A 26590-nucleotide genomic window follows, 5' to 3' on the forward strand; every position below is an offset into this window, starting at 1 on the left:
TCAGGTATTACACCTAAAGTTAATACTGAAAAATCTATTGAAGTTTTAGATGCTGGTAAACATGATGACTTATTAGTTAATTACTTTAACTTAAGTTGGGAAGGTAACAGTGAACTTCCTGCAGGTGATTATGTAAGTAACGTAAAGATCTCTTATACAATCGAATAGTAAAATTTGAATACCAATCCAACAAAATGGATAGATATATTATAAAGAAAAATTGGCAGCTATAAAATATTATAGTTGCCTTTTATTACACCAACAATTAAATAAATAATATAAACTATTTACAATAAAAGACTTTTAAAAGTATAAAATCTTTATATTTCACAAATTATTAGGTAAATAATCATATGTTTCTCTATATTTTGTAACTTTCTTTTATAATATTGTTAGTTTATAATATAAGCACATAAAGAGGTTAAAATTTTTTATGAAAACAACAACCATTAGAGATAAAATGATTGAATTCTATAAAGGAGATCCTAGACGAATAAATCATTTTTTAAAAGTTGAAGCATATGCGACATTAATTGCAGAGAGAGAAAAAGTATCAGATGATATATATACCATTATATCAATACTTGGTTATATACATGATATTGGGATTAAATATGCTGAAGAAAAATACAATAATACTAGTGGAAAACTTCAAGAACAGTTAGGAAAAGAGCCTTCTAGAAACATGGTAATAGAATGCGGCTTTTCAAAAGCTATAGCAGATAGAGTAAGTTATGTTGTATCCCACCACCACACTTACGAAAATATCGATGGTATAGATTATCAAATACTAGTTGAAGCAGATATTATTGTTAACTTTTTTGAAGATAATTTAGCTCAAACAATATTACCTTCAATAAAAAAGAACATTTTTAAAACCAAAACAGGTCTCTATCTATTAGATGCGCTTTATTTAAAATAAAATAAATTCTTGATTTATCAAAGATAGTAATATATTATGGAAACTGTAATCTATGTTACGAGTTTCCATAAGGATATTACCAAACTATGAAAGAAATAATCATCAATGAAACAATTAATTTATTTAATGAATATGGTTATAAATTTTCTATGGACAATCTATCCAAAAATCTACAAATTAGCAAAAAAACATTATATAAATATTTCTCTTCAAAAGAAGAACTAATAACTTATATTATAGATGAAAGCTTCAATGAAGTTCACATTAAGCAGCAACAAATATTTAATTCAAATTTAGATACAGAAACTAAACTTAGAAAAATACTTACTACAAATTTCACACGTGAAGATAAAATAAAGCTAGAAAAAGCTAAAGATATTTCTAAATATTATCCTAAATTATCAACAAAAATAAACAACAGATACAGAGAAGAATGGACACTTGTCGAAATTCTATTAATAAAAGGCAAAGAAAATGGTATTTTTGAATATTGGAGTTTATCATACACAATTGCTTTATTAAAAGAAGCAATGTCACTTGTAATAGATCACATAAGTGAAAATATAACATACACACAAGCAATTAATTTATCAATGAATAGTTTCATTGACAGTATAAAAAAAGGACAAACAACATGACATATTTAATCATTTTATTAATCTTAATTCTTTTATTTATAATATATAAATACACAATTAGAACAGCAGTAAATAAAGTTTGCTCTCCAAAAGTTAGAAGCTGGGAAGAAACAAAAGAAATTGAAAGTGAATATGAACAATGGGATAACTATGATTCTTTAGAAAAAGAAGATTTAGATTTCACTCTCGATGATGGATATTTAATTCATGGAACATTTATTAAAAGCAAAGAAAAATCTAATAAATATATAATTTTAACCCACGGATTTAGATATTCTCGATTAGGTGGTGTAAAATACATAGATATATTTAGAGAGAACAACTTTAATATTTATCTATATGATTTAAGAAATCATGGTAAAAATAAACATGATGGAATAATTCAAATGGGAGAACAAGAACATAAAGACTTAGCTATAATCATCGATAGAATATATGACAAATTTGGTGATGATATAATCTTAGGATTACATGGTGAATCCTTAGGAGCTTTTTCTTCAATGTATGTTACAACATTACGTAGTGAAAAAATAAAATTTATTATAGAAGATTGTGGATATTCATACACTAGAGATGAGTTAATATATCAAATGAAACGTCAAATGAAAATGCCAGTTTTTTTCTATAATAGAATTGAAAAATATGCTCTCAAAAAATACAACCAACATTGGGCCGATATGGATTTAAAACCAATCCTTAAAAACTGTGAAATCCCAATGCTATTTGTTCATGGTAAAAGCGACAGCTTTACCCCACCTAGAATGGCTCAAGAACTTTTTAACTCTCACAAAGGTTATAAAATGCTTCTTCTAGTAGATGATGCAGAACATGCAAAAAGTGTAGTTACAGATTATAAAAAATACAAAAATACAGTAAACAAATTTTTAAAAAACATAAAACTACAAAATAATTAATGCAATAAAATTATTTTTTTCTTACCCAAATATTACCATTTGTCCTATAAGTAGCTGATTTATTACCCAAATCAAACGATTTGTCCAATAAATCAGCTTGCTTATTATTTTTTTTATGAATATTTTTCTTGTGAATAATATTTTGAGGTAAAATTATGGGGAACAAGAAAAAATCAACAAGTAAGAAAACAAAAGTATTTAAAATAATATTAAGATATATAGTATTATTTTTAATACTTGGCTCTTTAATATATTTTGTAAATTACAGAATAGAGAACACAGAAAAAATAGTTTATGTAGCTCCAAAACCTACTGTAAAAATAGAAAAACCACATATTGATACAATAAAGAAGGAAGTAACTTTCCCCACATATATTGAAGCTAGAGACATGATTGCTGTTATCCCTTTTGTTCAAGGAACTATCACAGATTACAATGTTAAAGTAGGTCAATATATTAACCAAGACGAAATTGTAGCACAGATAGACCCTACTCCTTTTGAACAACAAGTTTTACAAGCTAAAGCAGCATTCGATGCTTATGAAAAAACATTTGAAAGAGTAGAGCAATTGTATAAAAAAAATGCTACAAGCGCACAAAACTATGATGAAGTTAAAGCAAAATATGATGCAGCAAAAGCTCAACTAGAACTTGCAAACGTTCAATTAGGATATGCAAGTGTAAAAGCACCTGTAAGTGGAACAATTTTGTTAGCTCCACAATCAACAGGTAATGTAGCTTCAGCTCCAAACCCATTAGCAGTAATTGCTGATTTAGATTCACAAATAGTAAATATTCAAGTACCAGAAAAATATTATGATGTATTTATCACAAACAAAGATGAATTAGAAATCAATTTATCTAGACCACAATCAAATGCTACAACAACCGCAAAGTTATTATCAATTGACCCATATGTTCAACCAGAATCGAAAGTATTTATAGTAAAAGCAGAATTAGAAGGCGATTTAACTTTCTTTAGACCAGGTATGTACACATTAGCTACAATAACATATGAAAAAATTGAAAATGTATATGTCTTAAATCAAGAAGCAAAAAAATTAGATGGATCACTTTATTATTATGATGAAAGTGATCAAGCTGCACATTATTTAAATGAAAAATTTATTGAATCTAATGAAGAAAATAATTTTCTTTTTAGAGTTCCAGACAAATTCAAAGATTACAACTTCATAGTTGAAGGACAGAATACCGTATTTGATTCTCAAAAGGTAAATATAATTTCTAACAACTAGAAGGAGTAAACAAAAATGAAGATTTCACACTTTTCAATAAAGCACCCAACAATCATTTCAATGATACTAATCGCATTATTAGTATTCGCTGGTTATTCTTTCAGTGGTATGCCCTTAGAATTCTTAAGTAATATCAACCAACCATCAGCAACAATAGTAACAATCTACCCTGGAGCTAGTGCAACAGATGTTGAATCAGATATAACAAAAATACTTGAAGATGACTTTGTAACACTACCAAACTACAAATCTATGGATAGTGAATCACATAATTCTTACTCCATGATTACTGTAAATTTCAATGATGGAATCGATCCATATGATCAACTACCAGAAATAAGATATCGAGTTTCTCAACTAATTGACGACTTACCTGATAACATACAAGGAGAACCAAGAGTATTTGTTGGAGGGGCTAACATGCTTCCTGTAATTACTCTAACTGTTCAAGGTGGAGAAGATATAGCTCAATTAACTAAATATTGTGAAGATGAACTTAAACCTCTAATCAATCATATCCCTGGTGTTTCTACAGTAAACGTATTAAACAAAAAAGAGTTAGAAGTAAATGTAAAACTCAGACTAGATGATTTAGCAGCTAAAGGAATTAGTGTTGCAACAGTATATAAAGCACTACAAGCAGGGAATGTAAAATTACCAATTGGAGATGGAGAATACCAAGGAAGAACAATTGACGTTAGATATGAAGGGAATTATAAAACTTTAGCTGACATAAAATCTCTACCAGTTGGGGTATACAATAATGTTATTATCAGAATTGATGATGTAGCTGATGTAGCCTTTACTTATCCTGAGAATGAATATTATGTTGACAGTCCTCAAGGCTCATTATTAGTTGTACAAATTACAAAAAGAACTGAAGGTAATGTAGTTGATATATCTAATGAGCTAAAACAAATTCTTGAAGAAGAAACAGGCAGAAATGGAGATGCTATTCAATTTGATATAATATCTGATGATAGTAAAACTACAAAAGTAGCTATTCAAACAGTATTAAACTCTGGAATTTCAGGATTAATAATGGCAGTTTTAGTCATTTTACTATTTTTAGGAGATTTGAGAGCTACATTAATTATTGGATTATCTATTCCAATTTCAATACTATTAACACTTATTGAAATGAGAATAAGTGGCATGAGTATGAATGTATTAGCAATTGCAGGGTTAGTTGTAGCTTTAGGAATGATTGTTGATGGTTCTATAGTTATGCTTGAGCAAGTCTATAGATATTACAGGCAAAGAAAAAGAAGAAAAGAAGACAATATACTTTTAGGAGCTGATGAAGTTGGACCATCAATATTTGGGTCCGTTATGACAACTATAGTTGTATATGTTCCAATTTTAATGCTTAACGGATTAATTGGACAATTATTACATGATATATCATTAGTATTAATATTTGCACTTTCTTCATCTTTTTTAATAGCAGTTGGGATTGTAACCTTTTTAATGAATAAAATTCTAAAACCAGTTCCTAAAATTCCAAGAAAAAGATTGTTTGATAGATTCATGGAGTCAGTTGAAAAAGGTTATAGATCAGCCTTAAATTGGAGCATAAACACACATAGATATGTAATATTACTTTCTGTTTTAGTTTTTTCTTTCTCTTTATATATAATTACTGCATTAGGATTCACATTTTTACCTTCTGTAGATACTGGTGAATTTGATATATATATGAAATATCCACAAGGATATAATCTTGAAAAAACACGTGAAAAGACATTAGAAGCAATCGAATTAGTAGAAGCTTCAATACCTGAAGCAAAATCAATAGTCATATATTCAGGAGATAATGGCGACTTTTCAGGACAACACCCCGCAAACTATTCACACACCCATATTGTTTTAAAAGATTTAGATCAAAGAGATAGAAAAGTTCAAGAAATAATACTAGAAACTCAAAAACTACTTTCAGCAAAAGTTGTTGATTGTACTACTACAGTAACTAATGGTGGGATTGACCAATTAATCGGATATGTATCTGATGGAGGTGGTTATGGATTAACTCTAGTAAGTGAAGATTTAGATTTATTATATTCAGAAGCATTAAGAATAGAAGAAGAAATTAAAAAAGATCCAAGTGTTGTTTCTACATCATTAAACACAGACTTTGACAGTTCAACATTAATACTTGATATGTCCCATGACTTTTTAAACAGTGTTGGTGTAAATAGTTATGAAGCTGGAATAACATCCATAATATTATTTAACGGATTAGATGCAGGAATATATCATGCAGAAGATGGGAATCAATACACAATTCAATTAGAAAGTAACATTAAAGATGAACCAATTACCCCTGATTCAATTGCCAAAATGCATATTATTTCAGCAACAGGAAAAGAAATAAGTTTTGCCTCTCTTTCTGATATAGAAATTAATAAAGCTGTATCTACGATTAACCATAGTGATAGAGCAAAGCAAATTACTATAAATGCAAAATTAGTAAGTGAAGATACAGCACCAATTACTTTCCATATTAATGATTATTTAAAAGAAAATCCCCTCTCTGAAGGCGTAGAAAGTAAAGCTGGTGGAATAATGCAATTAATACAAGAGTCAATTAAACCTTTAGCTACTGCATTAATTATCGCAATATTCTTAGTTTTCACAGTAATGGTATTTCAATTCGAAAACTTTAGACAACCAATAATAGTAATGGCAACAGTACCATTTTGTTTAATTGGTGTTATTTTAGGATTATTATCTTTTGGATCTACCATGAGTATTGTTAGTGTATTAGGTTTATTATCACTCGCAGGTATTGTAGTTAATAACGGTATTATCTTAATAGATTACTTTAACCAAAAAAGAGCTCTACAAAAAGACAATGAACATAATCTAAGAAAAATAGTGCTTGAAGGAGCCGCCTCTCGTCTTAGACCAATATTAATGACAACATTATCAACCATGTTTGGGGTAATCCCTATGGCAGTTGCTACTGGTATAGGTAGTGAATTATATGCCCCATTAGGCCAATCAATTGCTGGTGGACTAATAACCTCTACCCTTATTTCATTATTTTTAATACCGACAATTTATTATGTAGTAGAACTTAGACAAATAAAGAAAAAAATAAATAATGGAGAATTATTATTAGATGGTAGCAAAGTTACTATCTCAATGGAAGATCAATTAAAACAAGTAGATAAAGAAGATTTAATATCAAAACAGAGATTGAGAGAGATTTTAAAAGCTTCAAGAACACAAACTAGAATGCTCAATTCAGTAGCAAAGAAAATAAATGAAAATTACAACAAGAATAATGAGGACTAATTAAATGAAGATGAAGAAAAAAAATATTTTATTATTACTAATAGGATTAACCTTTTTAATATTAACTATAAGTTGTAGTAGCACTTTTAGTGCTACAATTAGTGGTACAGTAAAAGCAGAACCAAGAGATAACAGTAGTGCTGATGAACAAAGCTCACTTTCTGATGCTAGTGTTTATGTATTCTTTGATGAAAGAGAGTTCGAAGAATATGAAGATAAATGGGAAAACTACAGTAGCACAAATACTAAAAGCTTATCTTCAACAATTGCTATGCCAACTGTTAGTGATACAATTCGAACAACAACCACAAATACAAGTGGTGGTTTTTCAATAACAACTATGTGGGTAACAAACTCCCCATTATTCGGAAAAGATGGAGATGAAAAGACTTTTCATATAGCTGTATATCATAAAGATTATGGAATGTTCTTTGATGATAGCCAATATTCTGTATTTTCTGACTCTTCACAAAACATATCCTTTTTATGTGAATATGATGAAAAGCTTGCTAAAGAATATTCAATAGAATTAAATCTATATGATTACTCTGATAACAATTCATCCCTCACAATAACTGAAGTAAATCCTAAAGTAGTTATTAAATATACTCTATTAACAGAAGATGGAGATCAATCAGACATTGGAGAAATAACTCAAACATATGAAGAGCTTCCAACAACAGATAGTGGTGTAGATTCTAATAACTACTCATTTATTTGTGATAAATACTATTATGATAGTTCAACTAATACATATACAGATGATTTAGTATATCCAAGTGGTACAATATATTTCTATGATAAAGGAGAAGAAGGAGAAAAAGTCTTTAGAATGTGTGATGATGAGGGTAATGACTTATCAGAAAGCGGAACTTCTTTTTCAATAACAGATAACAGTGATAATTTATCTAAAGATATTTATGTAGATCGTTTAAGCAGAGATTATAGAATTGAATTCAATTTTGACTATCCACAAAACGATGATACAAACAGTTCAAATTCAACCCCAACTTTAGAAGAACTATCCCCAAAAACTACAATAAAAGTGTATTTTGATGGTTATGATGAAACAAGTAATTCAATAGAAGTAGAAGATAGTGATATAAGTGAAGATGAAATATATAAAACAATAACTTACAGTGTAGATGAAGTACCATCTGATGGATATTATTCATTTAATGTAAGCAGACTGTTTAATAGTGATGGTGATGAAATATATCCATCAATTTCTTATCAACTAGAAGATGATTCTAATGATGTTGAATATGTACAAACAGATATTGATGGAACATTAATAGATGATACAAATGAAATTGAAAAAACTCTCGTTAATTACTCAGAGGATAATTATTCAACCTCAGCAGATACTTATTTAGATAAAGTAAAATTAGATTACACTATTGAATTTAATTTAGAAGACTATGAAGATGGAGATACTGTAGCTATTGCTACAAGTGATAGCAGTGATGATACTACATACTATGCTAAAGTAAAATTATATATTGTGGCATACGACGGAGACTCTACTTCACTAGATAGTTTAGATTTTACTTCTGCTGATGAAAAATACCCTGATACAAGAGTTGATACAAACACATATACATTTGAATGGGAAAAATATGATAGCGATGGAAATGTTCAATACCCTGCCCTAAAATATTTTATATATGATACAACCACACCTAATTATTGCCATATTACAACTAGCGACAATATAAATTATACCCATATTAAATCAAAAGAAGATGCAATATCTAATGTAGATACAATTGCTTTTAGAAATGGTGTTACAAGCAAAAGCGTAGATGTTGATATGGAAAAACTAAATGAAGATTACACAATTAATTTCACATTAAACGATATAGAAGATAACAATTCAACAATAAGTTTTGAAGATTTTGATCCAAAGGTAAAATTAAATATATATGAAGAAGATACAACTGATGCAAATTTAGTTTTGTCAAAATACTATAAAGATACAAATGCAACAGGAATATATACTTTCAATTGGGAAAAATATGGAGATGATTTAGATTTAGCTGACCTACCAGATAGTGTAAACAGTGATACTAATTACCCAATAGTAAAATACTATTTATTTAACACTGATAGTGACTCATATGAGATGCTATATGATAATGATAGTGACAATCAAATTGAAGTTACAAGCTTAGCTAATTCTCCAAGTACATCATATGAGGAAAATGAAACATCCAAAGATGTTGATGTATATATTAGATCTAAAAAGATAATATATGATATTACCTTTAATTTAATTAATATTGCAACAAATGATGAATTAACAATATCAAATGTAGATCCAACAATTACTCTTTCATACAACGATGGAGATGAAGATGTTGTTGAAACATATACTAGCATTCCTACAAATAATACTTACTCAATTGAAGTAGAAAGAAATGACAGTGTCTCAACAACTGTAACAATTGACTTACAAGATACAAGAAACGAAGTAAGATATAGGCTTTGTAGCAATGATCCTGATAATGAAGTAGAAACTGAAAGATACACAGTTGGCTCAAGTGATGACGATAGATATGAAGAAAGTTTCACTTTAACAAATACAAATGACAATGAATTAAACTTATATATTAAAGATTATCAATACCCAACAGACTTATCACTAGAAGGAAGATTTATATTAAATGACTCAACATTAGATAATGGCCATACAGTCTGGTTATTACCAGAATTCAATGGAACTTATGATGAAGAAGATGTTATAGAGCTATCCTCTCCAACTCAAAGTAATTACATAAATGATGCTTCAGATTTTAATTCAAGTAACATTGAAAATGGATATTTTAGCACTTCATACGAACAATCAATAATTGCTGATTTTGATCAATATTCATCTTCTTCTAAATATTTAACCCAAAACTTTAAAGTTATTGTAAATAATGTACAAAATGAAAGTTCTCCAGAATTAGATGATACTGATTATATGAGTATATTCACTACTAAAAATAACTCTAGTGATGAAGTAGAGGCATATGTATATGTTGATGGCGATACAACATATGTACTATAAAAGAGGAATTTATATGAAAATTAAAAAGATTTGCTATATTTCCTTATTAATGATGGGTTTATCAATCGGAAATTTATTTGCAATAACACATGATGAATTAGCATATAAAATGATGACAAATAACCCTTCATTACAAAATAGTAAAAAAGACATTGAATTAGCTGCTCTTGATTTAAAAGATGCAAAAGCAGCTTATTATCCTCAAATAGATTTTTTATCAACAGCTACATATATGGCTAATCCATATATTGATAAAATTGTAATCTATACAGAAGATTATATAGATGGTCAAACAGGAACCTCTGGCACCTTATCTTCCCTTTCATCTTTGGGCCTTGATGGACCTATAACAGTTTATGATGGAATGGAAAATACTTATTATGATTTTGGAATTACAATTACTCAACCAATATATACTTGGGGTAAAATTAATACTTCAGTAGATTTATATAATAAAGTAATTGATATAAAAACAATAAAATCAAATTCATTATATAAGCAATTATTATGTGAACTAGAAACAAGAGAAGCCGCTATATATTATCTAAAACAAATGAAAGCTAATTTATTAGAACAAGCAGAGATTGCAAATGAACTAATTAATATGGTAAATGATGCTTATGACAATCATATGGTTATTGAACAAGATGTATTAGAAGCTAAAATTCAAGCAAAGCAAATAGATATTGGATTAAAAGAAATAGAAAAAGAAGAAAATACTCAATTATCTCAAATAACTAAACTCACAAATATCAAAAATATTACTAGTGATGACATTGAATATGTAGTTAATGAAGATATAATAAACTCTTTACTTTTAAAACCGAAAGAAAGTTTAATTGCACAATCATTAAATAGTAAAAGGGATACTATCCAAATGCTAACATTGCTTAATTCCGTACAAGAAGATCAAGTAAAAATAGCAAAAGAAAGCATCTATTATAAACCTGATTTAGCTCTACAAATTTCAACTAATTACAGTGGTTATAGATTCCCTTTTGTAGAAACAGGTTATTATACTAGTGATGAAGCTTATGCTAATTTTACAATAGCTATTACCACAACATTATGGGATGGGGGAAAGAAATTAAATGATATTGCAAGAAAAACAATCAATGAAGAGAAGTCTCTAGAGGATTTAACAAATGCAAGAAATGAAATAACTCAAAAACTTAGTGAGAATTTATATAATATTGAACTTACTACTTCTAAGATTGAATATGAAGAACTAAACTCGCAAATTATACAGAGTAAAATTATAAATCTAAATCAAGAATATGAACAAGGATTTGGAGATAAAGCCTCAATTTTAAAGGAAGAACTTAAATTAAAAGCTAGCGAGATTGAAATATATAAAGAGCTAATAGAAAGAGCGCAATCTTATTATACAATTATGTACCTAATAAGTTAAACAAAATACAACAAATAGGACCGTTAATTAGTTATATATACTAATAGCGGTTCTTTTCTATTTATAAGTCTTTCTAAATTAAAACAATCTATAAAAATAAATTATCTATACACTTAGAATATATAGGTTAATTCAAAAACTAATAAACTCCTAAGAGAATCACTCTTTTATATTTTTCCTTCTCTCTTTTAATGTTATAATCATTTTAACATTACTTAATTTAAGGATAAAAAAATGAAAAGAACCGTAGGAATAATTGGAGGAATGGGTCCTCAAGCTACAGTAGATTTATTTCAAAAAATAGTATCAAATACTGTTTCAGATTCTGATAATAATCACATACATATATTAATTGATAACAATATTGATATTCCAGATAGAACCAAATCAATTTTAAATAACAGTGACTTACCTTTAAAATATATGAGTGAATCTGCAAAAAAATTAGAATCAATAGGAGCTGATTTTTTAGCTATGCCTTGTAACACTGCTCATTATTTCTATAGCAGATTATCTAAAGAAGTTAATGTACCAATTATTAATATGATAGAAGAAACTGCAAAATATTTAAAAAGTAAGGGAGAAACTAATTTACTTTTATTAGCTACAGTTGGAACTGTAAAAACTAAAATATATCAAGAAATATTCTCTCAATTGGGTCTAAATGTAATTACTCCTAAACAAGACTTTCAAGAAGAAGTTATGACTGCAATTTATGATTATGTAAAAAAAGGTATTAAATATGATAGAGTTGATATTTTTAAAAAATATCTTAATGAGTATTTAGAGAACAATTTAGATAACATAATCTTAGGCTGTACTGAACTTCCTATATTATTTGCTGAAAATGATTTGGATTATAAAGTTGTTGATCCAACACTAGTTTTAGCTAAAAAAATTATAGAAACTGCAGGATATGCAGTTAAAAACTAATTCTGTTCTTTAAAATAATTATCTTTTGCATAAATTAGTTGAGAAGTAATAAATTCTTTAGCCTCTATTGTCTTAGGGGCCATAGGATTTACATTAGTGAATCCATGATAAACACTTTCAAATATTTTCAAATTATTTTCTACATTGAACTTAGATAAGTTTTTATAAAACTCAACAGTTTCATCAATAAAAGGATCTAAATCCCCGATATATCCAGAAGTTGGAGGAAGATTTGAATAATCTTTCAATCGACTTGGAGCTGCATAAATTGGAACATCTTTTACATTTTTTAAATACAAATCCCAAGCAAATCTATTTTGTGCCTCATTCCAAATAGGCCCATCATGATCTTTCATTGATAAAGAATTCATTCTATCATCTAACATAGGGGAGATAGGGAATTGGAATGCTATTGATACCTTATTATAATCTCTAGCTAATAAAGATAAACTAATTGCAAGATTTCCACCTGCACTTTTACCCATAACAAAAATTTGATTATTTCTAAAACCTAAGCTATTACTGTTTTCTTTCATCCATAAAAGACATTGATAACAATCATCTATTGCTGCAGGATAAGGGGCATCTAAACTTCTTCTATAATCAGGAGCTACAATTACACAATCAATTGAATTTAAAATATGTTTAATTTCAGAGTGACTATTTTCAGGATAATTTAAAACAAAACCACCACCATGAAGATAAATAATTCCAGGACAGTCATGATTATGATTCTTTCTCATATAAACACGTACTCTAACTTTGTTTTTTGTAATATTATCTTGAATATAAAACTGTTTGGAAATAAATTTTTTAAGAGGTTTATTAATTAATCTTGAATTAATTTTATTTATTTGCTTATATCTTTTCACAGTAGGATTAAGGATAACTTTCGAAAGCCTTAACCCAATGCGATAATCTTTATCAATCATTTCCTTTTCAATTTTCATAGTATAAATTTAACAAAAAAGGAAATGCTTGAATATCCAAAATTTAAGCTTTTAATGATTTTATTCTTTTTTTTCTAAAGAATAAGTATATAAGTGAAGCAACTAAATAAACAAAGGCTACAATTAAGGCAGTATAGAAATACATCATATTATTAGTTGTTGCAGCAAGTGCTGGTAAATTAGCACATAAAATCAATGGTATCATTATTGGAAAAACAATAGCTGCAGAATACATATAATCTGTTGCTACTTGAGAATCCATTTTAGGTTCAACAATTCTAAGTAATGCTAATCCAGTAGGCAAAGTACCTGTTGCACAACCAAATAATATCAACATTCTTTTAAACCAATTATCAGAAAATACATTCTTACAGTATAAAGGTAATAATTTAGTAGCAATAAATATACCCAAAACAATCATAATAAATATTTCAAAGAGATAATTACTAATTGCAGTTAATGAAATAGCACCTAAAGATGCAGAAATAGTTAAATCTATACTAATACCACTAATTCTATTACACATAGATTCTTCAATAGAAGATCCAATACCAACAAATTTTACATAACGTCTTACAAGAATAGCAATTAAAGAAGAGAAAATAAAATTCAATCCCCATAAACTATCCCCAAATTGAACACCTATGGGACCTAAAAAAGCAAGTAAATATGTAAGTACTGTTAACAAAATTAAACTTAGTAAATAGGTCCCAATCACAACTGCAAAATGGAAGGTGAGTGAATCAAGATTAAAATATTCGATTAAACCATCATGTTTTCTTTCATCAATTTCTTTATTATTAACGGGATTATCTACATACCCTTTTGCAATTCCCCAGTTAACAATTATAACCCCGCCAATAGCACCAACAAGGAAACCAGCTGCGGCAATTGTTAAAGCTACAGATGAAGCTCCTTCAAAACCCATAGCAATCCATCCATTAGAAATTGAATATGCTTGACCAGGGCCTAATTCAAAGCCTAAAGCTAAAAGAAATCCAAAAGCTGGAAACAAATTTGGAGAAATTGTGTACATTAAAATTAATACTACTAATAGTCCAAAAAATACTTGTAATCCATATTGATTTACTGTAGTAAAAACATTGGCAAAAACATTACCATTTTTCTTATTCTCAAAGTCTCCATCTTTAGTTCTAAGCATCATAGCAATAAATGAAATATTTAACATATGATAAACAAGATCCCCTAAGAAATCTTGAGTTAATCCAAATTTAGGAGCTATAAAATTATAAAAGAATAATAAAAAGAAACCTGCAATTATTGGTGCTGGAATTAAGAATCTACTAAATGTAGTTACTTTATGTCTAATAAATGCACCTAAAATTAAAGCTACAGAAATTGCACCTAAATGCACCATTATATTATATTCTAGCATTTGCAGCCTCCCATTGTTGCACGTACTTTAGAGAATTCAATTTAGGTTGTAATCTAAAACTATATAATTGATTCTCATAATAAAATTCTATTGATTGCTTAACCGATAAAATCATACTTTCTATTTTACATAACTCAAAGACTAAAGTTTTTCCATTATCTAAGGAAAATCTTAATTCATTAGGATTTAATAAACAATCATAATTCTTCGAAATCATTTCAAAGCGATTTTCAACTCCTTTTTTAAAGAAGTCTCCTTTATCATTTTTATAAGTAATTAAATTTTCTTTAATATACTTTTGCTGGAAAGAATTCCATTTAGCTAAAGAAGAAAAACCAAAAGTCCCTTTTTCTAAAAGGGTTTGTTCAGTTAGGATATCCTCTGTATTACAAGCTGTACATATTACAGAATGTTTCTTTCCAATAATTGTTTGAATACTATGACATTTAGGACAAACATATAACAATCTCTGAATACCATGTGCTCTATTCTTACAAGAAAAAGGCCTTTTAGTTTTATTTTGCCATTCTTCATGATTATAGGAGAGATTTTCTTTAGTAATTTGAATTAACTCATCTAATTTTTTAGTTTTAAGTTCTTCAGTGGTTAACACCTTCTTTAAACGAATAACTAATAAACCTCTTCGTTTCTCATCAGCCCATCTAGGATGCAAATCATAAGCACCTTCTAACGATAGAAAATAAACAGGAACTTTAAAAATTCTAAGCATTTTGGCAGTAGCTTTATGATCTAAATCATAACTGTCCCCATCCCAAGTTCTAGTTCCTTCTGGGAAAAGACCTACAATAGTATTAGCCTTTAAAGCACTACTAATTGTTTTAATAGTTTTTAAGTCACTACGACCTTGTTGTTTAGGAATACACATAGCTAAATGTTCTACGACAAATCCAACAAATTTTGTTTTAAATAAATATGCACCAGCTACCCATCTAACATGAGGTTTCATTTCTGCATAGACAAACATAGGGTCTAATGAATGACAGTGGTTGCCGACAATAATTGCTGGCCCTTTAATCTTATCTAACAAGCCTCCATCTTCTTTAATTATTCTAACTCTAGGGTTAAGATAAAAAGTTTTGTACAAAGGCTTTGCTATAAATCTTATAAAAATTGGTTTTTCTTTTGACATCTAATATAGAATAAATTATAAATTAAATTTTAGAAACAAAAATCTTTTTATTTACATAAAAAAAACATTTAATACTCAATATTAGGCTATTTATATAAAAAATATTGTTAAATTAATAACATAACATATATATCATTTAAATTTTATAGTTTTTTACTGACTTCCCTAACAGCATTTATAGTATATTCTATATCACTTTCACTTGTAAAAGAACTAACACTTAACCTATTAGTACCTAAAGGATAAGTCTTCATTGCCTTATGTGCTAATGGAGCACAATGTAAACCAACTCTCAATTCAATACCTCTTTCATTTAACTCATAAGCAGTTAATGATGGATCTACACTTTGAATATTAAAGGAAACAGCTCCACATCTTCTTTCAATATCCAAAGAACCATAAATGTCTACTTCATTAATTTTTGATAAACCTTCTATCAATTGAGAAACCCTAGACTTATAAATACTTTTAATCTTTTGTTCATTTTCAAAGAAATATTTTAAAGCAGCATTTAAAGCAACTATACCAACCATATTTTGAGTCCCAGGTTCTAAATAATCAGGTAAAATATTTGGCATTTTTAATAAAGCACTTTTAGAACCTGTACCACCAGATATCAAAGGTTTTAAGCTTAATAAAAAATCACTATCATTAGAGACAATACCCCCAGTTCCCATTATGCCCATCAACCCTTTATGTGCAGTAAAAGATATAGCAGTAATTCCATCAATATCTAAATCAATTATTGGAGTAGATTGAGCAGTATCAACAAACAAATTCAAATTGTTTTCTCTTGAAAATTGTTTAGCATCATTAATAGGTTGAACTAATCCAAAAACATTAGAAGCACAATTAAAAATTAAAGCTTTAGTATTTTTTTTAATAAGATTCTTAGCTTTTGAAAAATCAACAAAACCTTCTTTAGTATTTTTTAAAATACTATATTCAATTTCATTCATCTCTAAAGATCTAACAACAGCATTATGTTCAAAGGGTGTAATTATAACATGATCTAATTTATTTAAAGATCCAAAAATCAATTGATTTAAAGAATGTGTAATACCACTATTGAAAATTACATTTTTAAAGTCTTTAGCTTTATACAATTTACATATCAATTCTCTTGTATCAATTTGTATTAATGATGCATCTAATGCACTCTCATAAACACCTCTTGCAGGATTACTCGCACAATTAATTAAATAATCACTTACAGAAGATACAACACTTTTAGGTTTCGGATAACTTGTTGCAGAATTATCCAAATAAATTTGATGATTACTAAACATACTTATAAATATATCATTTAATATATAAAAAATCCATTGCTTTTTTTAAAATATAATGATAAAACTCATATTAGGTTAAAAAATATAATGGAGTTTTTATGGAAAAAGAAAATTACAAAATAATATTAACAGGTGCATTTATAGGTATTGCTGCTGTTATATTAGTTCTGTTAGGCAATCCAGCAAACATGGGTTTTTGTATTGCATGTTTTATCAGAGATATTACAGGTAGTTTAGAATTACACACAATAGAAAAATTACAATATGCTAGAGCCGAGATTTTTGCTATTATTTTAGGAGCCTTTATAGTTGCTAAAGCTAATGGTGAATATAATACTACAGGAGGATCATCTCCTATTATTAGATTTGTATTAGGCTTTTTTATCATGGTTGGAGCACTAGTTTTCTTAGGTTGTCCACTTAGAATGGTATTAAGACTTGGTGGTGGAGATGGAAAAGCGATCTTTGCTTTAATCGGATTTATCGGTGGAATATATGTTGGATCAAAATTTCTTGGAGAAGGTTTTTCACTTGGAAGATCTTATAGAATTGAAAGAGCTGGGGGCTATAGCTTTATAGCAATTATTGTATTCTTAACAATTCTTTCTGCTCTAGGTATGATTGGTAATGTAGATATAGCAACACATGCACCTTTTATTGCAAGTTTTGCTTTTGCAATTATAGTTGGTATTTTAGCACAAAGAACACGTTTTTGTATGGTAGGAGGATATAGAGATATCTTCTTATTTAAAGATTTTAAATTATTCTGGGGTTCTTTATCACTATTTATTGTTGTATTAATTGGCAATATTATTACAGGACAGTTCTCATTCTCCATTACATTTACAAATGCAATCTGGTATTTATTATCAATGAGTTTAGTAGGTTTTGCAGCGGCTCTTGCAGGAGGCTGCCCACTTAGACAATTAATTTTAGCAGGAGAAGGTAATACTGATAGCATGATTACAATTATTGGTATGATTTTTGGTGCTGCAATTTCTCATAATTTCTCACTAGCTTCTTCCCCTACAACAGTTAACCCTAATGGTAAAATAGCAGTAATAGTTGGATTAATTATTATATCAACTATAGCTATAGTAATCACTAAACAAAAGAAAGAAGAATTAAAAAAATTAGGATTATAAAAATAATAAACAATCATTAATCATCAAAAAAATGATTGAAATTAAAAAGAATTATAAAATATTGATAATTTATCAATAACAATATTAGGAGTAATTTTATGGAAATTAAAACATTAGATGCAAGAGGTCAAAGTTGCCCAATACCAGTTGTTTTAACAAAAAAAGCAATTGATTCAAAACCACAAGAATTAAAAGTTATTGTAGATAATGTTGCTGCAAAAGAAAACGTAAGTAGATTTGCAAATGCTATGGGTTACAGTATAGAAATAAATGATATGGATAATGAAGAATTTATCTTAAATCTAAAGCTAAAATAATGAAAGATTATGTTTTTACGTTTAACACACAATTAGATGCAGTAATAGCAAAAAAATATTGTGAGAAAAATAATATAAAATGTAAACTTGCACCAGTCCCAAGATGTTTATCTTCATCGTGTGGGACTTGCGCATTTATATATACTGATAATATAAATAATTTAAAATCTCTAACATTTGAAGAAGTATATATAAATCAAAACGGAGGATATTTAAAGATATGAATGAAGTCAAATTAACATCAATGGTAAAAACTAGTGGATGTGCTGCTAAATTACCTCCTAAAAAGTTAGAAGAAATATTAAAAACTCTTCCAAGTTATAAATCTCCTCAGTTATTAGAAGATTTTAGTGGCAATGAAGATGCTCTTGCTTTCGATTTAGGAGAAAATAGAATAATGGTTCAAAGTGTAGATTTCTTTCCACCTATGGTAGATGATCCTTACACATTTGGACAAGTTGCTGCAGCAAATGCTATTTCAGATATTTATGCAATGGGCTGCGAACCAAGTATTGCCCTAAATTTATTATGTTTTCCTTCTTGTCTAGAAGATGAAGTAATGCGTCAAATTCTAAAAGGAGGATTAGACAAAGCTATTGAAGCAAATTGCGTAATTGCAGGAGGCCATACAATTAGCGATGCTACACCTAAATATGGATTATGTGTAACAGGATTTGGTACAAAAGAAAAACTTTGGAAAAATCATGGTGCAAAAATCAAAGATAGTCTTGTTCTAACAAAAAAAATTGGAGTTGGAGTAATTAATACAGCAACAAAAGCTGAACTAGTAAGTGAAAAACTAAAAGAAGAAGCATTAATCTCAATGACCACTTTAAACAAAAAAGCTAAAGAAGCAGCTATTAAATATGATGTTTCTTGTGCTACAGATGTTACAGGATTTTCACTAATAGGACATTCTATTGAAATGGTTGGAAATGAAAATTACTCAATAAAAATAGATTCTAAAAAAGTCCCATTTTTTGATGGTGTTTTAGATTTAGCAAGATTTGGTTTGCTCCCTGAAGGCATGTACAATAATAGAGATTTTAGTGATAAGAAAGTAACTTACAATAAAAACATTCCTGTTGAAATAATTGACATGCTACATGACCCACAAACTTCAGGTGGACTACTTTTTTCTTTAAATAAAAAAGATGCCGAAAGTTTAGTTAATGATTTAGATGATGCTTGGATAATTGGTGAAGTTATAGAAAAACAAGATACTCCTCTAGTTATTATTTAGTCATATATTTAGTATTGTTTTACAGCTCCTTAGGAGCTGTTTTTTTATTAAAAATCAAGGTTCTTAAAGCTTTGATTATTCTCTCTATCATACTATAATATTTATAAGAAATAACTTTGGAGGAAGTAATATGAAAACTATATATTTAGCTGGTGGATGTTTTTGGGGATGTGAACATTTTTTTTCATTAATAGATGGCGTTATCGATACTAAAGTTGGCTATGCAAATGGAACAATTAATAATCCATCCTACGAAGAAGTTTGCTCACAAAAATACAATTTTGCTGAAACAGTAAAAATTGAATATGATAATACTATAATTTCATTAGAAAGACTTTTAGATAAATATTTTTTAACAATCGATCCAACTTCCTTAAACAAACAAGGAGGAGATAGAGGATTACAATATAGAACTGGAATATATTATACTGATGAGATAGCTAAAAATATAGCTATGAATAAGCTAGATGAATTACAACAAAATTTCAAAAAACCTATTCAAATTGAACTACAGCCTTTATCTAATTTCTATCTTGCAGAAGATTATCATCAAAACTATTTAGACAAAAACCCTTCGGGTTATTGTCATATATCAAAAACTATATTTGATAAAGCTAATAAATAATTATTTTTATATTTTTAACTTTTTCATATCAGTAAAGTATTGTATAATAAGAACATATAATTCAAGGAATGGGAAATTTTTGATATGAAGAAAACAATTATTATTATAACATTATTTTTATTAATCAATAATTGTATTTTTTCAGATACCCAAGACATACACAAAAACGATTCTACAATTAAAGTTGCTTGCGTAAAAGATTCAGGATATATAAAACTTCAATCAGACAATAAATATGTTGGATTTTTAGCAAATTATTTAGAAGAGATAGGAGAATTTCATAACTTACATTTTGAATATATAATGGCTGAAAACAACCAACAATGTTTAGATTTTGTTGAACAAGGAAAAGCTGATATAAGCTGTATTCAATACAAAGATGAAAAGCTAAAAGAAAAATTTGAATTCAATGACTTACCTATAGATATATTAAATACTAACTTATATGCATTAGAAGGTAATAACAATTATTATTATGATGATTTTGAAAATTTTAATAATATGATTGTTGGGATAAGAGAAGATCTCTCCACCATAGACTCTATTATTGAATATGAAAAACAACATAATATACAATTAAAAATTATAAAATATGATTCTGAAATATCACTATTGAATGCTCTTAACAATAAAGAAATAGATTCAATAATTACTGATTATGCTAAATATTCTAATACAAAATTAATTTCAATAAGTGAAATTAGTTCATCTCCTGTTTATATTATTGCCATGAAAGGGGATTCCATTACATCTGTAATTAATGAATCTATCAATCTTTCAACTGAAAAAAATAGAAAAACAAGACCAAATTTCATTTCAAATAATAATAACAATATTTATTCGATAAATGCTTTTACTAAAGAAGAAACTGATTTTATAAATGAACAAGAAGTTATCACTGTTGGACTATTACCTGATACATATATACAAAGTAGATATAATTCAAAAACAAAGAAGTATGAAGGTATTATTGTTGATTACATGAAAGAAATTGAGAAAAATTCAAACCTAAAGTTTGAATTTATATTAATTCCATTTGGATTAACAGCACCTGAAGCAATCGCTCAAGGATTATGTGACATATCCCCTTATCTAAATAGAAACTATTCAACAATTCATAATTCTAATATTGACTTAACAATCAATTATATTAATATGAAACAATTAATTACGTTCAACAAAAACAACCCCAAAAACCTTGAAGATATAAAAACAGTTTCTTGTCCTAGTAATTATCAAGGATTATTAAACTTTATACATAATAATTATCCACAATGGGAAGTTTATAAAACTAATGCAAATAACATCCTAGATCCTTTAGTAAAAGGAAAAGTTGATGTTACAATCGGAAATGAATATGAAATAAAATATTTAATGAAGAATCCTAAATATTCAGACATATTTGCAACAGAAAATTATTTGACTAATGTTTTTCTATCGATAGGCATTAAAAAAAATAATCCAATACTACTTTCAATTCTAAATAAATCAATCAGCAATATTGATAATTCTACTCTTGAATATATAATACTAAAAGGTGCAATAACTAACTATCAATATTCTTTCTATGATTCTTATTATGCGAATAGAGATTTCTTTAATTTAATCATATTTTTAGCATTTACTATTATCACCTGTATGTATTTATTTACTAGGTATCAAAAAAACATTAATACTAAAATTAAGAAGAATGAGCAAGAATTAAACTTAAGCAATCAAAAATATGAGAAAGCAAATAAAGCTAAATCTGAATTTTTAGCTTCAATGTCTCATGATTTAAGAACACCAATGAATGCTATTATTGGATTAACTGAGTTATCAAAAAATAATATAACTAATACCGATCAAGTTGAAGAATATATAAATAAAATAGATATATCTTCAAAATATTTATTAGGTTTAATAAATGACATTCTAGATATTTCTGCTATAGAAGACGGTAAACTTTCAATTTTAAACGCCCCTTTAAATCTCAAAAACTTAGTTCAAGAAATAACAACTATGTACAATGTAAATAGCCAACAAAAAAATATATATTTTCATGTTAATTTAAATCGTATTTACCATGAAAATCTAAAAGGCGATTACTTTAGAATAAAACAAATAATTACAAATTTACTGAGTAATGCTTTTAAATTTACACCAAAAGAAGGAACAGTTTATTTAACAGTAAGTGAGATTTCTTCAGGCGAGAATATGATTCTACTAAATATAGTAGTAAAAGATACAGGAATAGGAATTTCAAAAGAATTACAAAACAAAATATTTCTGAAATTTGTTCAAGCTGATTCTGATACATTTAATAAATATGGTGGAAGTGGTTTAGGACTATCTATAGTTAGTAACTTAGTATCTTTAATGAATGGTACAATTACCTTAAAAAGTAAAAAAAATGAAGGTTCAATTTTCTCAATAAACATTCCTCTTGAAATTGATAATTCTATTAATCATAAGATTCTAAAAAAAGACTCTACTAAAAATAATAAAATATTAATTGTTGATACAGAAATAGAATCAACCATTTCTTTTCATAAGCAATTAAAAACGATTAATATTGAAAATGATTATTGTATCAACCTCTCTGAAGCTTTAATTAAAACACAAAAAGCAGATAAATCTAACAGCCCTTATAATATAATTATAATTGATAATAATTTTATAACAACAACTCCTAATTTCTTTGAATCTGATTTATGTAAATATTATATTCAAGAAAATAAATATCTAATAATTAGTGGATATGATATTACATATTTAAAGAAAGCTTTAAGTAATAAAGAAATAAAACACTATTTAAGAAAGCCTATGTTCTTATCTTCAATTGAATATATTATTGAAAACCTTGACCACTTACATTCAACAAATATATCAGATTATTCTTATTTAAATCAGAAATTATCTGGATTAAAAGTTTTATTATGTGAAGATAATGATATAAATCAATTAGTAGGAAAACATCTTATAGAAACATTTGGATGTGAAGTATCAATAGCTGAAAATGGATTAATAGGATTAAACAAATTTATTAACAATCATGGAAGTGATTATGATTTAATCTTGATGGATATTAGAATGCCAATAATGAATGGTTTAGAAGCTACGCAAAAAATAAGAAAATCTAACATAAAAAATTCTAAAAACATCCCAATATATGCACTAACTGCAAATGTCACTAAAAGTGATATTGAAGAAAGCACAAATTTTGGAATGAATGGCCATATTTCTAAACCAATAAATAGTAATAAACTATATAATATATTGAAAGAAATATGGCTAACAAAAAATATAGAAATTAATAACTAATCATCATCTTCTACTTCTTTTACTTGATAAATTAAATCGATAACTGAGCCATCTCTATATGTTACAATACCAACGACTTTATCAGTATATTCAATAGGATTTGCTTTCCCTACTAGGTTAATTGCTTTATCTCGGAGCTTTTCGATTGTTGTCAAATTAATAAATGAATCTTTTAGCTTTTCTATTAAATCAGTTCTGTTTGGGTTAATTGCAACACCTTGATCTGTTACAACAATATCCACAGATTTTCCAGGAGTCACTATTGTATTAACTTTATCTACAATACTAGCAATTCTACCTCTTGTTAAAGGACAAACTATAATTGATAAAGATGCTCCTGCTGCAGTATCTTGATGCCCACCTATAGCACCTCTTATTGTTCCATCAGAGCCTGTTAGTACATTAACATTAAAATCAACATCTACTTCTAAAGCAGATAAAATAACAACATCTAACTGATTTACTGCAGAACCTGGATTATTAGGACTAGCATAATAATAAGCTGAAACTTGTTGATGAAATCTATTATCTTTTAAACTTCTAGCAGCTTCTAAATCAAAGGATTGAACGTCTAATATTTTTTTAATCAAACCTTCCTCATGTAATTTAACCATTACACCAGTGATTCCACCTAAAGCAAAGTTTGCTTTAATATCTTTTTTTAACATTTTTTCTTTTAGAAATCTTGCTGTTGCTAAAGAGGCTCCTCCACTACCCATCTGTAGTGATAACCCATTTTTTAAAACACCACTAGCATCAATAACTTCTGCAGCTGTCTCTGCAATTAATAGTTCTTTAGGATTTTTAGTAAATCTAGTTGCACCACTCATAATCCCTTTTGGATCTCCTATCGAATCTACTTTTACAACATAATCAACATCACTTTGGAAGATACCAGCAGGAAGATTAGGAAATGGAACTAAATTATCTGTTAAAATAATAACGGAATTTGCATATTGAGCATCTGTTTTTGCATAACCTAAAGATCCACAGATAACACCATTATCATGATCTCTAGAATAACCATTTGCATTACCATAAGAATCACATGAAGGAGCTCCTAAAAAAGCCACATCAATTTTTATATCTCCATTCTTAATAGCATATGCTCTTCCTCCGTGAGATCTAAAAACTACAGGTATATCAAGTAATCCTTTAGAAACCGCTTGAGCTAAATCTCCTCTCATACCGCTTGTTTCTATTCTACTTACCACACCATTTTTTACATGTTCAATTAAAGGTGCATGAACTGACATTAAAGAAGAAGTTGCTAATGTTAGATCTTTAAATCCCATATTAGCTATAACTTTCATTACATTATTTAATACATAATCTCCATCTCTAAAATGATGGTGAAAAGAAATAGTCATTCCATCTTTTAAATTAGATTTATTTATAGCTTCTTCTATACTATATAATACTTTAGATTCACATTCTTCTCTTTCTATACATGATTTTCTATCTTTATATACTTTTTCACTTGTAAATAAAGGATGTGAATTTGATAAATTACCAAATTTTGGTATATTATTAAGATTTTTATTTTTCATAAATTTCCTCTAAATTATTCTAGCTGCTTTTGCAAGTTTAATAGTTCTTTCAGCTCTTAAAACGATAGGATTATCTATCATTTTCCCATTTAAACTAATAACTCCACTCTTTCTTTTATGGGCTTCTTCAATAGCATCCATAATATCTAAAGCTTTTTCAATTTCTTGTTGTGTTGGAGTAAATATTTCAACTATAGGTTCAATTTGTCTTGGATTAATAATTGATTTACCATCAAACCCTAATTTTTTAATCAATTTTACTTCTCTAATAAAACCTTCTTCATTACTTAAATCAGAATATACAGTATCAAGAGCATCAATCTTTGCAGCTCTTGCTGCATGAAGTAACATTGATCTTGCAAACATAAGTTCAACACCATCATCATATCTTTTAGTTTTTAAATCTGTAACATAATCCTCTGCACCTAAAGCAATTGCAATTAACCTTTTTGATGAAAAAGCAATATCTCTAGCATTTAATACACCAATTGCACTTTCAATAGCTGCCATCATTTTTATAGTACCTTTTTCAATACCAAATTCTTCCTCAGCCTTTTCAATTTCTTTTTCACAAATAATTACATCTTCAACACTTTCAGTTTTTGGTAATCTAATTACATCTATTTTTGAAGCAACCATGGCTTTAATATCTTTTTTACCACAGTCTGTTCTTGGATCATTAATTCTTACAACTAATTCTTTATCACCATAATCTATTGCTCTCAAAGAATTATAAACTAAATACCTAGCAGCATCTTTTTCCATTAATGCTACAGAATCTTCTAAATCAAACATGATACTATCACATTTATAAATATATGCATCTTTAACCATTCCAGGATTATTTCCAGGAACAAACATCATAGTTCTTCTTAGTCTATCGCTCATTATTCAGCTCCCAATTATAATCATCAGATTCACAAGCTCGATAAAAAGCAGTCAAAGCTCTTGCTTTTATTACACAATCTAAAGCACCTTTATCAATCGCAGTAACACAAGCTTTTTTAACTCCAACAATTTCAGCAGATTCAGTAATTACTTTTTTAATTTGATCACCAAACTGCTGTTTTACTGGACTATCAAGATGAATATGAATTCCATCTTTTTCACTTTTTTCAATTTTAATTAAAATATCACTAGATTCTAATGTCCCGGCACTAGATAATTTTTTAATTTCCAAAACGTTCCCCCAAAAA

21 protein-coding genes are annotated in these 26590 nt (G+C 27.8%); 14 read left to right on the plus strand and 7 right to left on the minus strand.

All coding sequences use genetic code 11. The features are described from left to right. Nucleotides 1-433 precede the first annotated feature (433 nt). The 8 genes from ACPKM0_RS07135 (at nt 434) to cuyB (ending at nt 12426) form a co-directional block, all read left to right on the plus strand. Nucleotides 434-922, plus strand: coding sequence for an HD domain-containing protein (locus tag ACPKM0_RS07135; protein WP_472474669.1), 489 nt, complete (start codon nt 434-436; stop codon nt 920-922). A gap of 86 nt (nt 923-1008) precedes the next feature. After that, nucleotides 1009-1560, plus strand: a complete 552-nt coding sequence (locus ACPKM0_RS07140) for a TetR/AcrR family transcriptional regulator (RefSeq protein WP_472474671.1) — start codon at nt 1009-1011, stop codon at nt 1558-1560. Further along, nucleotides 1557-2474 (plus strand): alpha/beta hydrolase, encoded by a 918-nt coding sequence (locus ACPKM0_RS07145; protein ID WP_472474673.1) that lies wholly within the window; start codon nt 1557-1559, stop codon nt 2472-2474. Before ACPKM0_RS07140 ends, ACPKM0_RS07145 begins: the two co-directional genes overlap by 4 nt. A 155-nt stretch (nt 2475-2629) precedes the next feature. Then, nucleotides 2630-3730 (plus strand): efflux RND transporter periplasmic adaptor subunit, encoded by a 1101-nt coding sequence (locus ACPKM0_RS07150; protein WP_472474675.1) that lies wholly within the window; start codon nt 2630-2632, stop codon nt 3728-3730. A 15-nt stretch (nt 3731-3745) separates the two neighbouring features. Next, on the plus strand, nt 3746-7030 hold the full coding sequence (locus ACPKM0_RS07155; RefSeq protein WP_472474676.1) for an efflux RND transporter permease subunit: 3285 nt from the start codon (nt 3746-3748) through the stop codon (nt 7028-7030). Between the two features lie 4 nt (nt 7031-7034). Further along, on the plus strand, nt 7035-10082 hold the full coding sequence (locus tag ACPKM0_RS07160) for a hypothetical protein (RefSeq protein ID WP_472474678.1): 3048 nt from the start codon (nt 7035-7037) through the stop codon (nt 10080-10082). A gap of 13 nt (nt 10083-10095) precedes the next feature. Further along, a complete protein-coding gene (locus ACPKM0_RS07165; RefSeq protein WP_472474680.1) occupies nt 10096-11493 on the plus strand; it encodes a TolC family protein in 1398 nt (465 codons plus the stop codon). A gap of 234 nt (nt 11494-11727) precedes the next feature. Beyond that, nucleotides 11728-12426 carry a cysteate racemase gene (gene cuyB, locus ACPKM0_RS07170; protein WP_472474681.1) on the plus strand — a complete coding sequence of 233 codons (699 nt, stop codon included), beginning with the start codon at nt 11728-11730 and terminating at the stop codon, nt 12424-12426. On the opposite strand, the gene ACPKM0_RS07175 is transcribed toward cuyB, so the two are convergent. From ACPKM0_RS07175 to ACPKM0_RS07190, 4 genes are all read right to left on the minus strand, one after another. Beyond that, nucleotides 12423-13376: an alpha/beta hydrolase gene (locus ACPKM0_RS07175; protein WP_472474683.1), complete on the minus strand. Its 954-nt coding sequence runs from the start codon at nt 13374-13376 to the stop codon at nt 12423-12425. The genes cuyB and ACPKM0_RS07175 overlap by 4 nt on opposite strands. 43 nt (nt 13377-13419) lie before the next feature. Next, on the minus strand, nt 13420-14772 hold the full coding sequence (locus ACPKM0_RS07180) for a sodium/glutamate symporter (RefSeq protein ID WP_472474685.1): 1353 nt from the start codon (nt 14770-14772) through the stop codon (nt 13420-13422). Then, nucleotides 14759-15922, minus strand: a complete 1164-nt coding sequence (locus tag ACPKM0_RS07185; protein ID WP_472474687.1) for a lysophospholipid acyltransferase family protein — start codon at nt 15920-15922, stop codon at nt 14759-14761. The genes ACPKM0_RS07180 and ACPKM0_RS07185 overlap by 14 nt, the downstream gene beginning before the upstream one ends. Nucleotides 15923-16065: 143 nt before the next feature. Beyond that, nucleotides 16066-17211, minus strand: coding sequence for an aminotransferase class V-fold PLP-dependent enzyme (locus tag ACPKM0_RS07190; RefSeq protein WP_472474689.1), 1146 nt, complete (start codon nt 17209-17211; stop codon nt 16066-16068). A 98-nt stretch (nt 17212-17309) separates the two neighbouring features. Here ACPKM0_RS07190 and yedE point away from each other — a divergent pair, with 98 nt between their 5' ends. The 6 genes from yedE (at nt 17310) to ACPKM0_RS07220 (ending at nt 23844) form a co-directional block, all read left to right on the plus strand. After that, entirely contained in the window at nt 17310-18356 is a 1047-nt protein-coding gene (gene yedE, locus ACPKM0_RS07195; protein ID WP_472474690.1) for a YedE family putative selenium transporter, read from the plus strand. Nucleotides 18357-18454: 98 nt separating this feature from the next. Beyond that, the gene (locus ACPKM0_RS07200) at nt 18455-18673 is read left to right on the plus strand and encodes a sulfurtransferase TusA family protein (RefSeq protein ID WP_472474692.1); all 219 of its coding nucleotides are present in this window, start codon (nt 18455-18457) and stop codon (nt 18671-18673) included. Next, nucleotides 18673-18897: a putative Se/S carrier protein gene (locus tag ACPKM0_RS07205; protein WP_472474694.1), complete on the plus strand. Its 225-nt coding sequence runs from the start codon at nt 18673-18675 to the stop codon at nt 18895-18897. The genes ACPKM0_RS07200 and ACPKM0_RS07205 overlap by 1 nt, the downstream gene beginning before the upstream one ends. Continuing rightward, nucleotides 18894-19916, plus strand: a complete 1023-nt coding sequence (gene selD / locus ACPKM0_RS07210) for a selenide, water dikinase SelD (protein WP_472474696.1) — start codon at nt 18894-18896, stop codon at nt 19914-19916. The genes ACPKM0_RS07205 and selD overlap by 4 nt, the downstream gene beginning before the upstream one ends. A 130-nt stretch (nt 19917-20046) precedes the next feature. Then, complete coding sequence (gene msrA, locus ACPKM0_RS07215; protein ID WP_472474697.1) at nt 20047-20541, plus strand: peptide-methionine (S)-S-oxide reductase MsrA; 495 nt, start codon at nt 20047-20049, stop codon at nt 20539-20541. Nucleotides 20542-20625: 84 nt separating this feature from the next. Further along, complete coding sequence (locus ACPKM0_RS07220; protein ID WP_472474698.1) at nt 20626-23844, plus strand: ATP-binding protein; 3219 nt, start codon at nt 20626-20628, stop codon at nt 23842-23844. On the opposite strand, the gene citF is transcribed toward ACPKM0_RS07220, so the two are convergent. The 3 genes from citF to citD form a co-directional block, all read right to left on the minus strand. Next, the gene (citF, locus tag ACPKM0_RS07225) at nt 23841-25394 is read right to left on the minus strand and encodes a citrate lyase subunit alpha (protein WP_472474699.1); all 1554 of its coding nucleotides are present in this window, start codon (nt 25392-25394) and stop codon (nt 23841-23843) included. The genes ACPKM0_RS07220 and citF overlap by 4 nt on opposite strands. 9 nt (nt 25395-25403) lie before the next feature. Further along, on the minus strand, nt 25404-26282 hold the full coding sequence (locus tag ACPKM0_RS07230) for an aldolase/citrate lyase family protein (RefSeq protein ID WP_472474701.1): 879 nt from the start codon (nt 26280-26282) through the stop codon (nt 25404-25406). Next, nucleotides 26272-26590: citrate lyase acyl carrier protein (gene citD / locus ACPKM0_RS07235; protein WP_472474703.1), on the minus strand; the 319-nt coding region annotated here is incomplete at its 5' end. The genes citD and ACPKM0_RS07230, both read right to left, overlap by 11 nt.

This window comes from Pleomorphochaeta sp. (assembly GCF_050031695.1).
Taxonomy (GTDB): Bacteria; Spirochaetota; Spirochaetia; order Sphaerochaetales; family Sphaerochaetaceae; genus Pleomorphochaeta.

Excerpts from the sequence above, each read along its gene's own strand:
- ACPKM0_RS07135 (WP_472474669.1), top strand. The coding sequence starts at position 434 with ATGAAAACAACAACCATTAGAGATAAAATGATTGAATTCTATAAAGGA.
- ACPKM0_RS07140 (WP_472474671.1), top strand. The coding sequence starts at position 1,009 with ATGAAAGAAATAATCATCAATGAAACAATTAATTTATTTAATGAATAT.
- ACPKM0_RS07145 (WP_472474673.1), top strand. The coding sequence starts at position 1,557 with ATGACATATTTAATCATTTTATTAATCTTAATTCTTTTATTTATAATA.
- ACPKM0_RS07150 (WP_472474675.1), top strand. The coding sequence starts at position 2,630 with ATGGGGAACAAGAAAAAATCAACAAGTAAGAAAACAAAAGTATTTAAA.
- ACPKM0_RS07155 (WP_472474676.1), top strand. The coding sequence starts at position 3,746 with ATGAAGATTTCACACTTTTCAATAAAGCACCCAACAATCATTTCAATG.
- ACPKM0_RS07160 (WP_472474678.1), top strand. The coding sequence starts at position 7,035 with ATGAAGATGAAGAAAAAAAATATTTTATTATTACTAATAGGATTAACC.
- ACPKM0_RS07165 (WP_472474680.1), top strand. The coding sequence starts at position 10,096 with ATGAAAATTAAAAAGATTTGCTATATTTCCTTATTAATGATGGGTTTA.
- cuyB (WP_472474681.1), top strand. The coding sequence starts at position 11,728 with ATGAAAAGAACCGTAGGAATAATTGGAGGAATGGGTCCTCAAGCTACA.
- ACPKM0_RS07175 (WP_472474683.1), bottom strand. The coding sequence starts at position 13,376 with ATGAAAATTGAAAAGGAAATGATTGATAAAGATTATCGCATTGGGTTA.
- ACPKM0_RS07180 (WP_472474685.1), bottom strand. The coding sequence starts at position 14,772 with ATGCTAGAATATAATATAATGGTGCATTTAGGTGCAATTTCTGTAGCT.
- ACPKM0_RS07185 (WP_472474687.1), bottom strand. The coding sequence starts at position 15,922 with ATGTCAAAAGAAAAACCAATTTTTATAAGATTTATAGCAAAGCCTTTG.
- ACPKM0_RS07190 (WP_472474689.1), bottom strand. The coding sequence starts at position 17,211 with ATGTTTAGTAATCATCAAATTTATTTGGATAATTCTGCAACAAGTTAT.
- yedE (WP_472474690.1), top strand. The coding sequence starts at position 17,310 with ATGGAAAAAGAAAATTACAAAATAATATTAACAGGTGCATTTATAGGT.
- ACPKM0_RS07200 (WP_472474692.1), top strand. The coding sequence starts at position 18,455 with ATGGAAATTAAAACATTAGATGCAAGAGGTCAAAGTTGCCCAATACCA.
- ACPKM0_RS07205 (WP_472474694.1), top strand. The coding sequence starts at position 18,673 with ATGAAAGATTATGTTTTTACGTTTAACACACAATTAGATGCAGTAATA.
- selD (WP_472474696.1), top strand. The coding sequence starts at position 18,894 with ATGAATGAAGTCAAATTAACATCAATGGTAAAAACTAGTGGATGTGCT.
- msrA (WP_472474697.1), top strand. The coding sequence starts at position 20,047 with ATGAAAACTATATATTTAGCTGGTGGATGTTTTTGGGGATGTGAACAT.
- ACPKM0_RS07220 (WP_472474698.1), top strand. The coding sequence starts at position 20,626 with ATGAAGAAAACAATTATTATTATAACATTATTTTTATTAATCAATAAT.
- citF (WP_472474699.1), bottom strand. The coding sequence starts at position 25,394 with ATGAAAAATAAAAATCTTAATAATATACCAAAATTTGGTAATTTATCA.
- ACPKM0_RS07230 (WP_472474701.1), bottom strand. The coding sequence starts at position 26,282 with ATGAGCGATAGACTAAGAAGAACTATGATGTTTGTTCCTGGAAATAAT.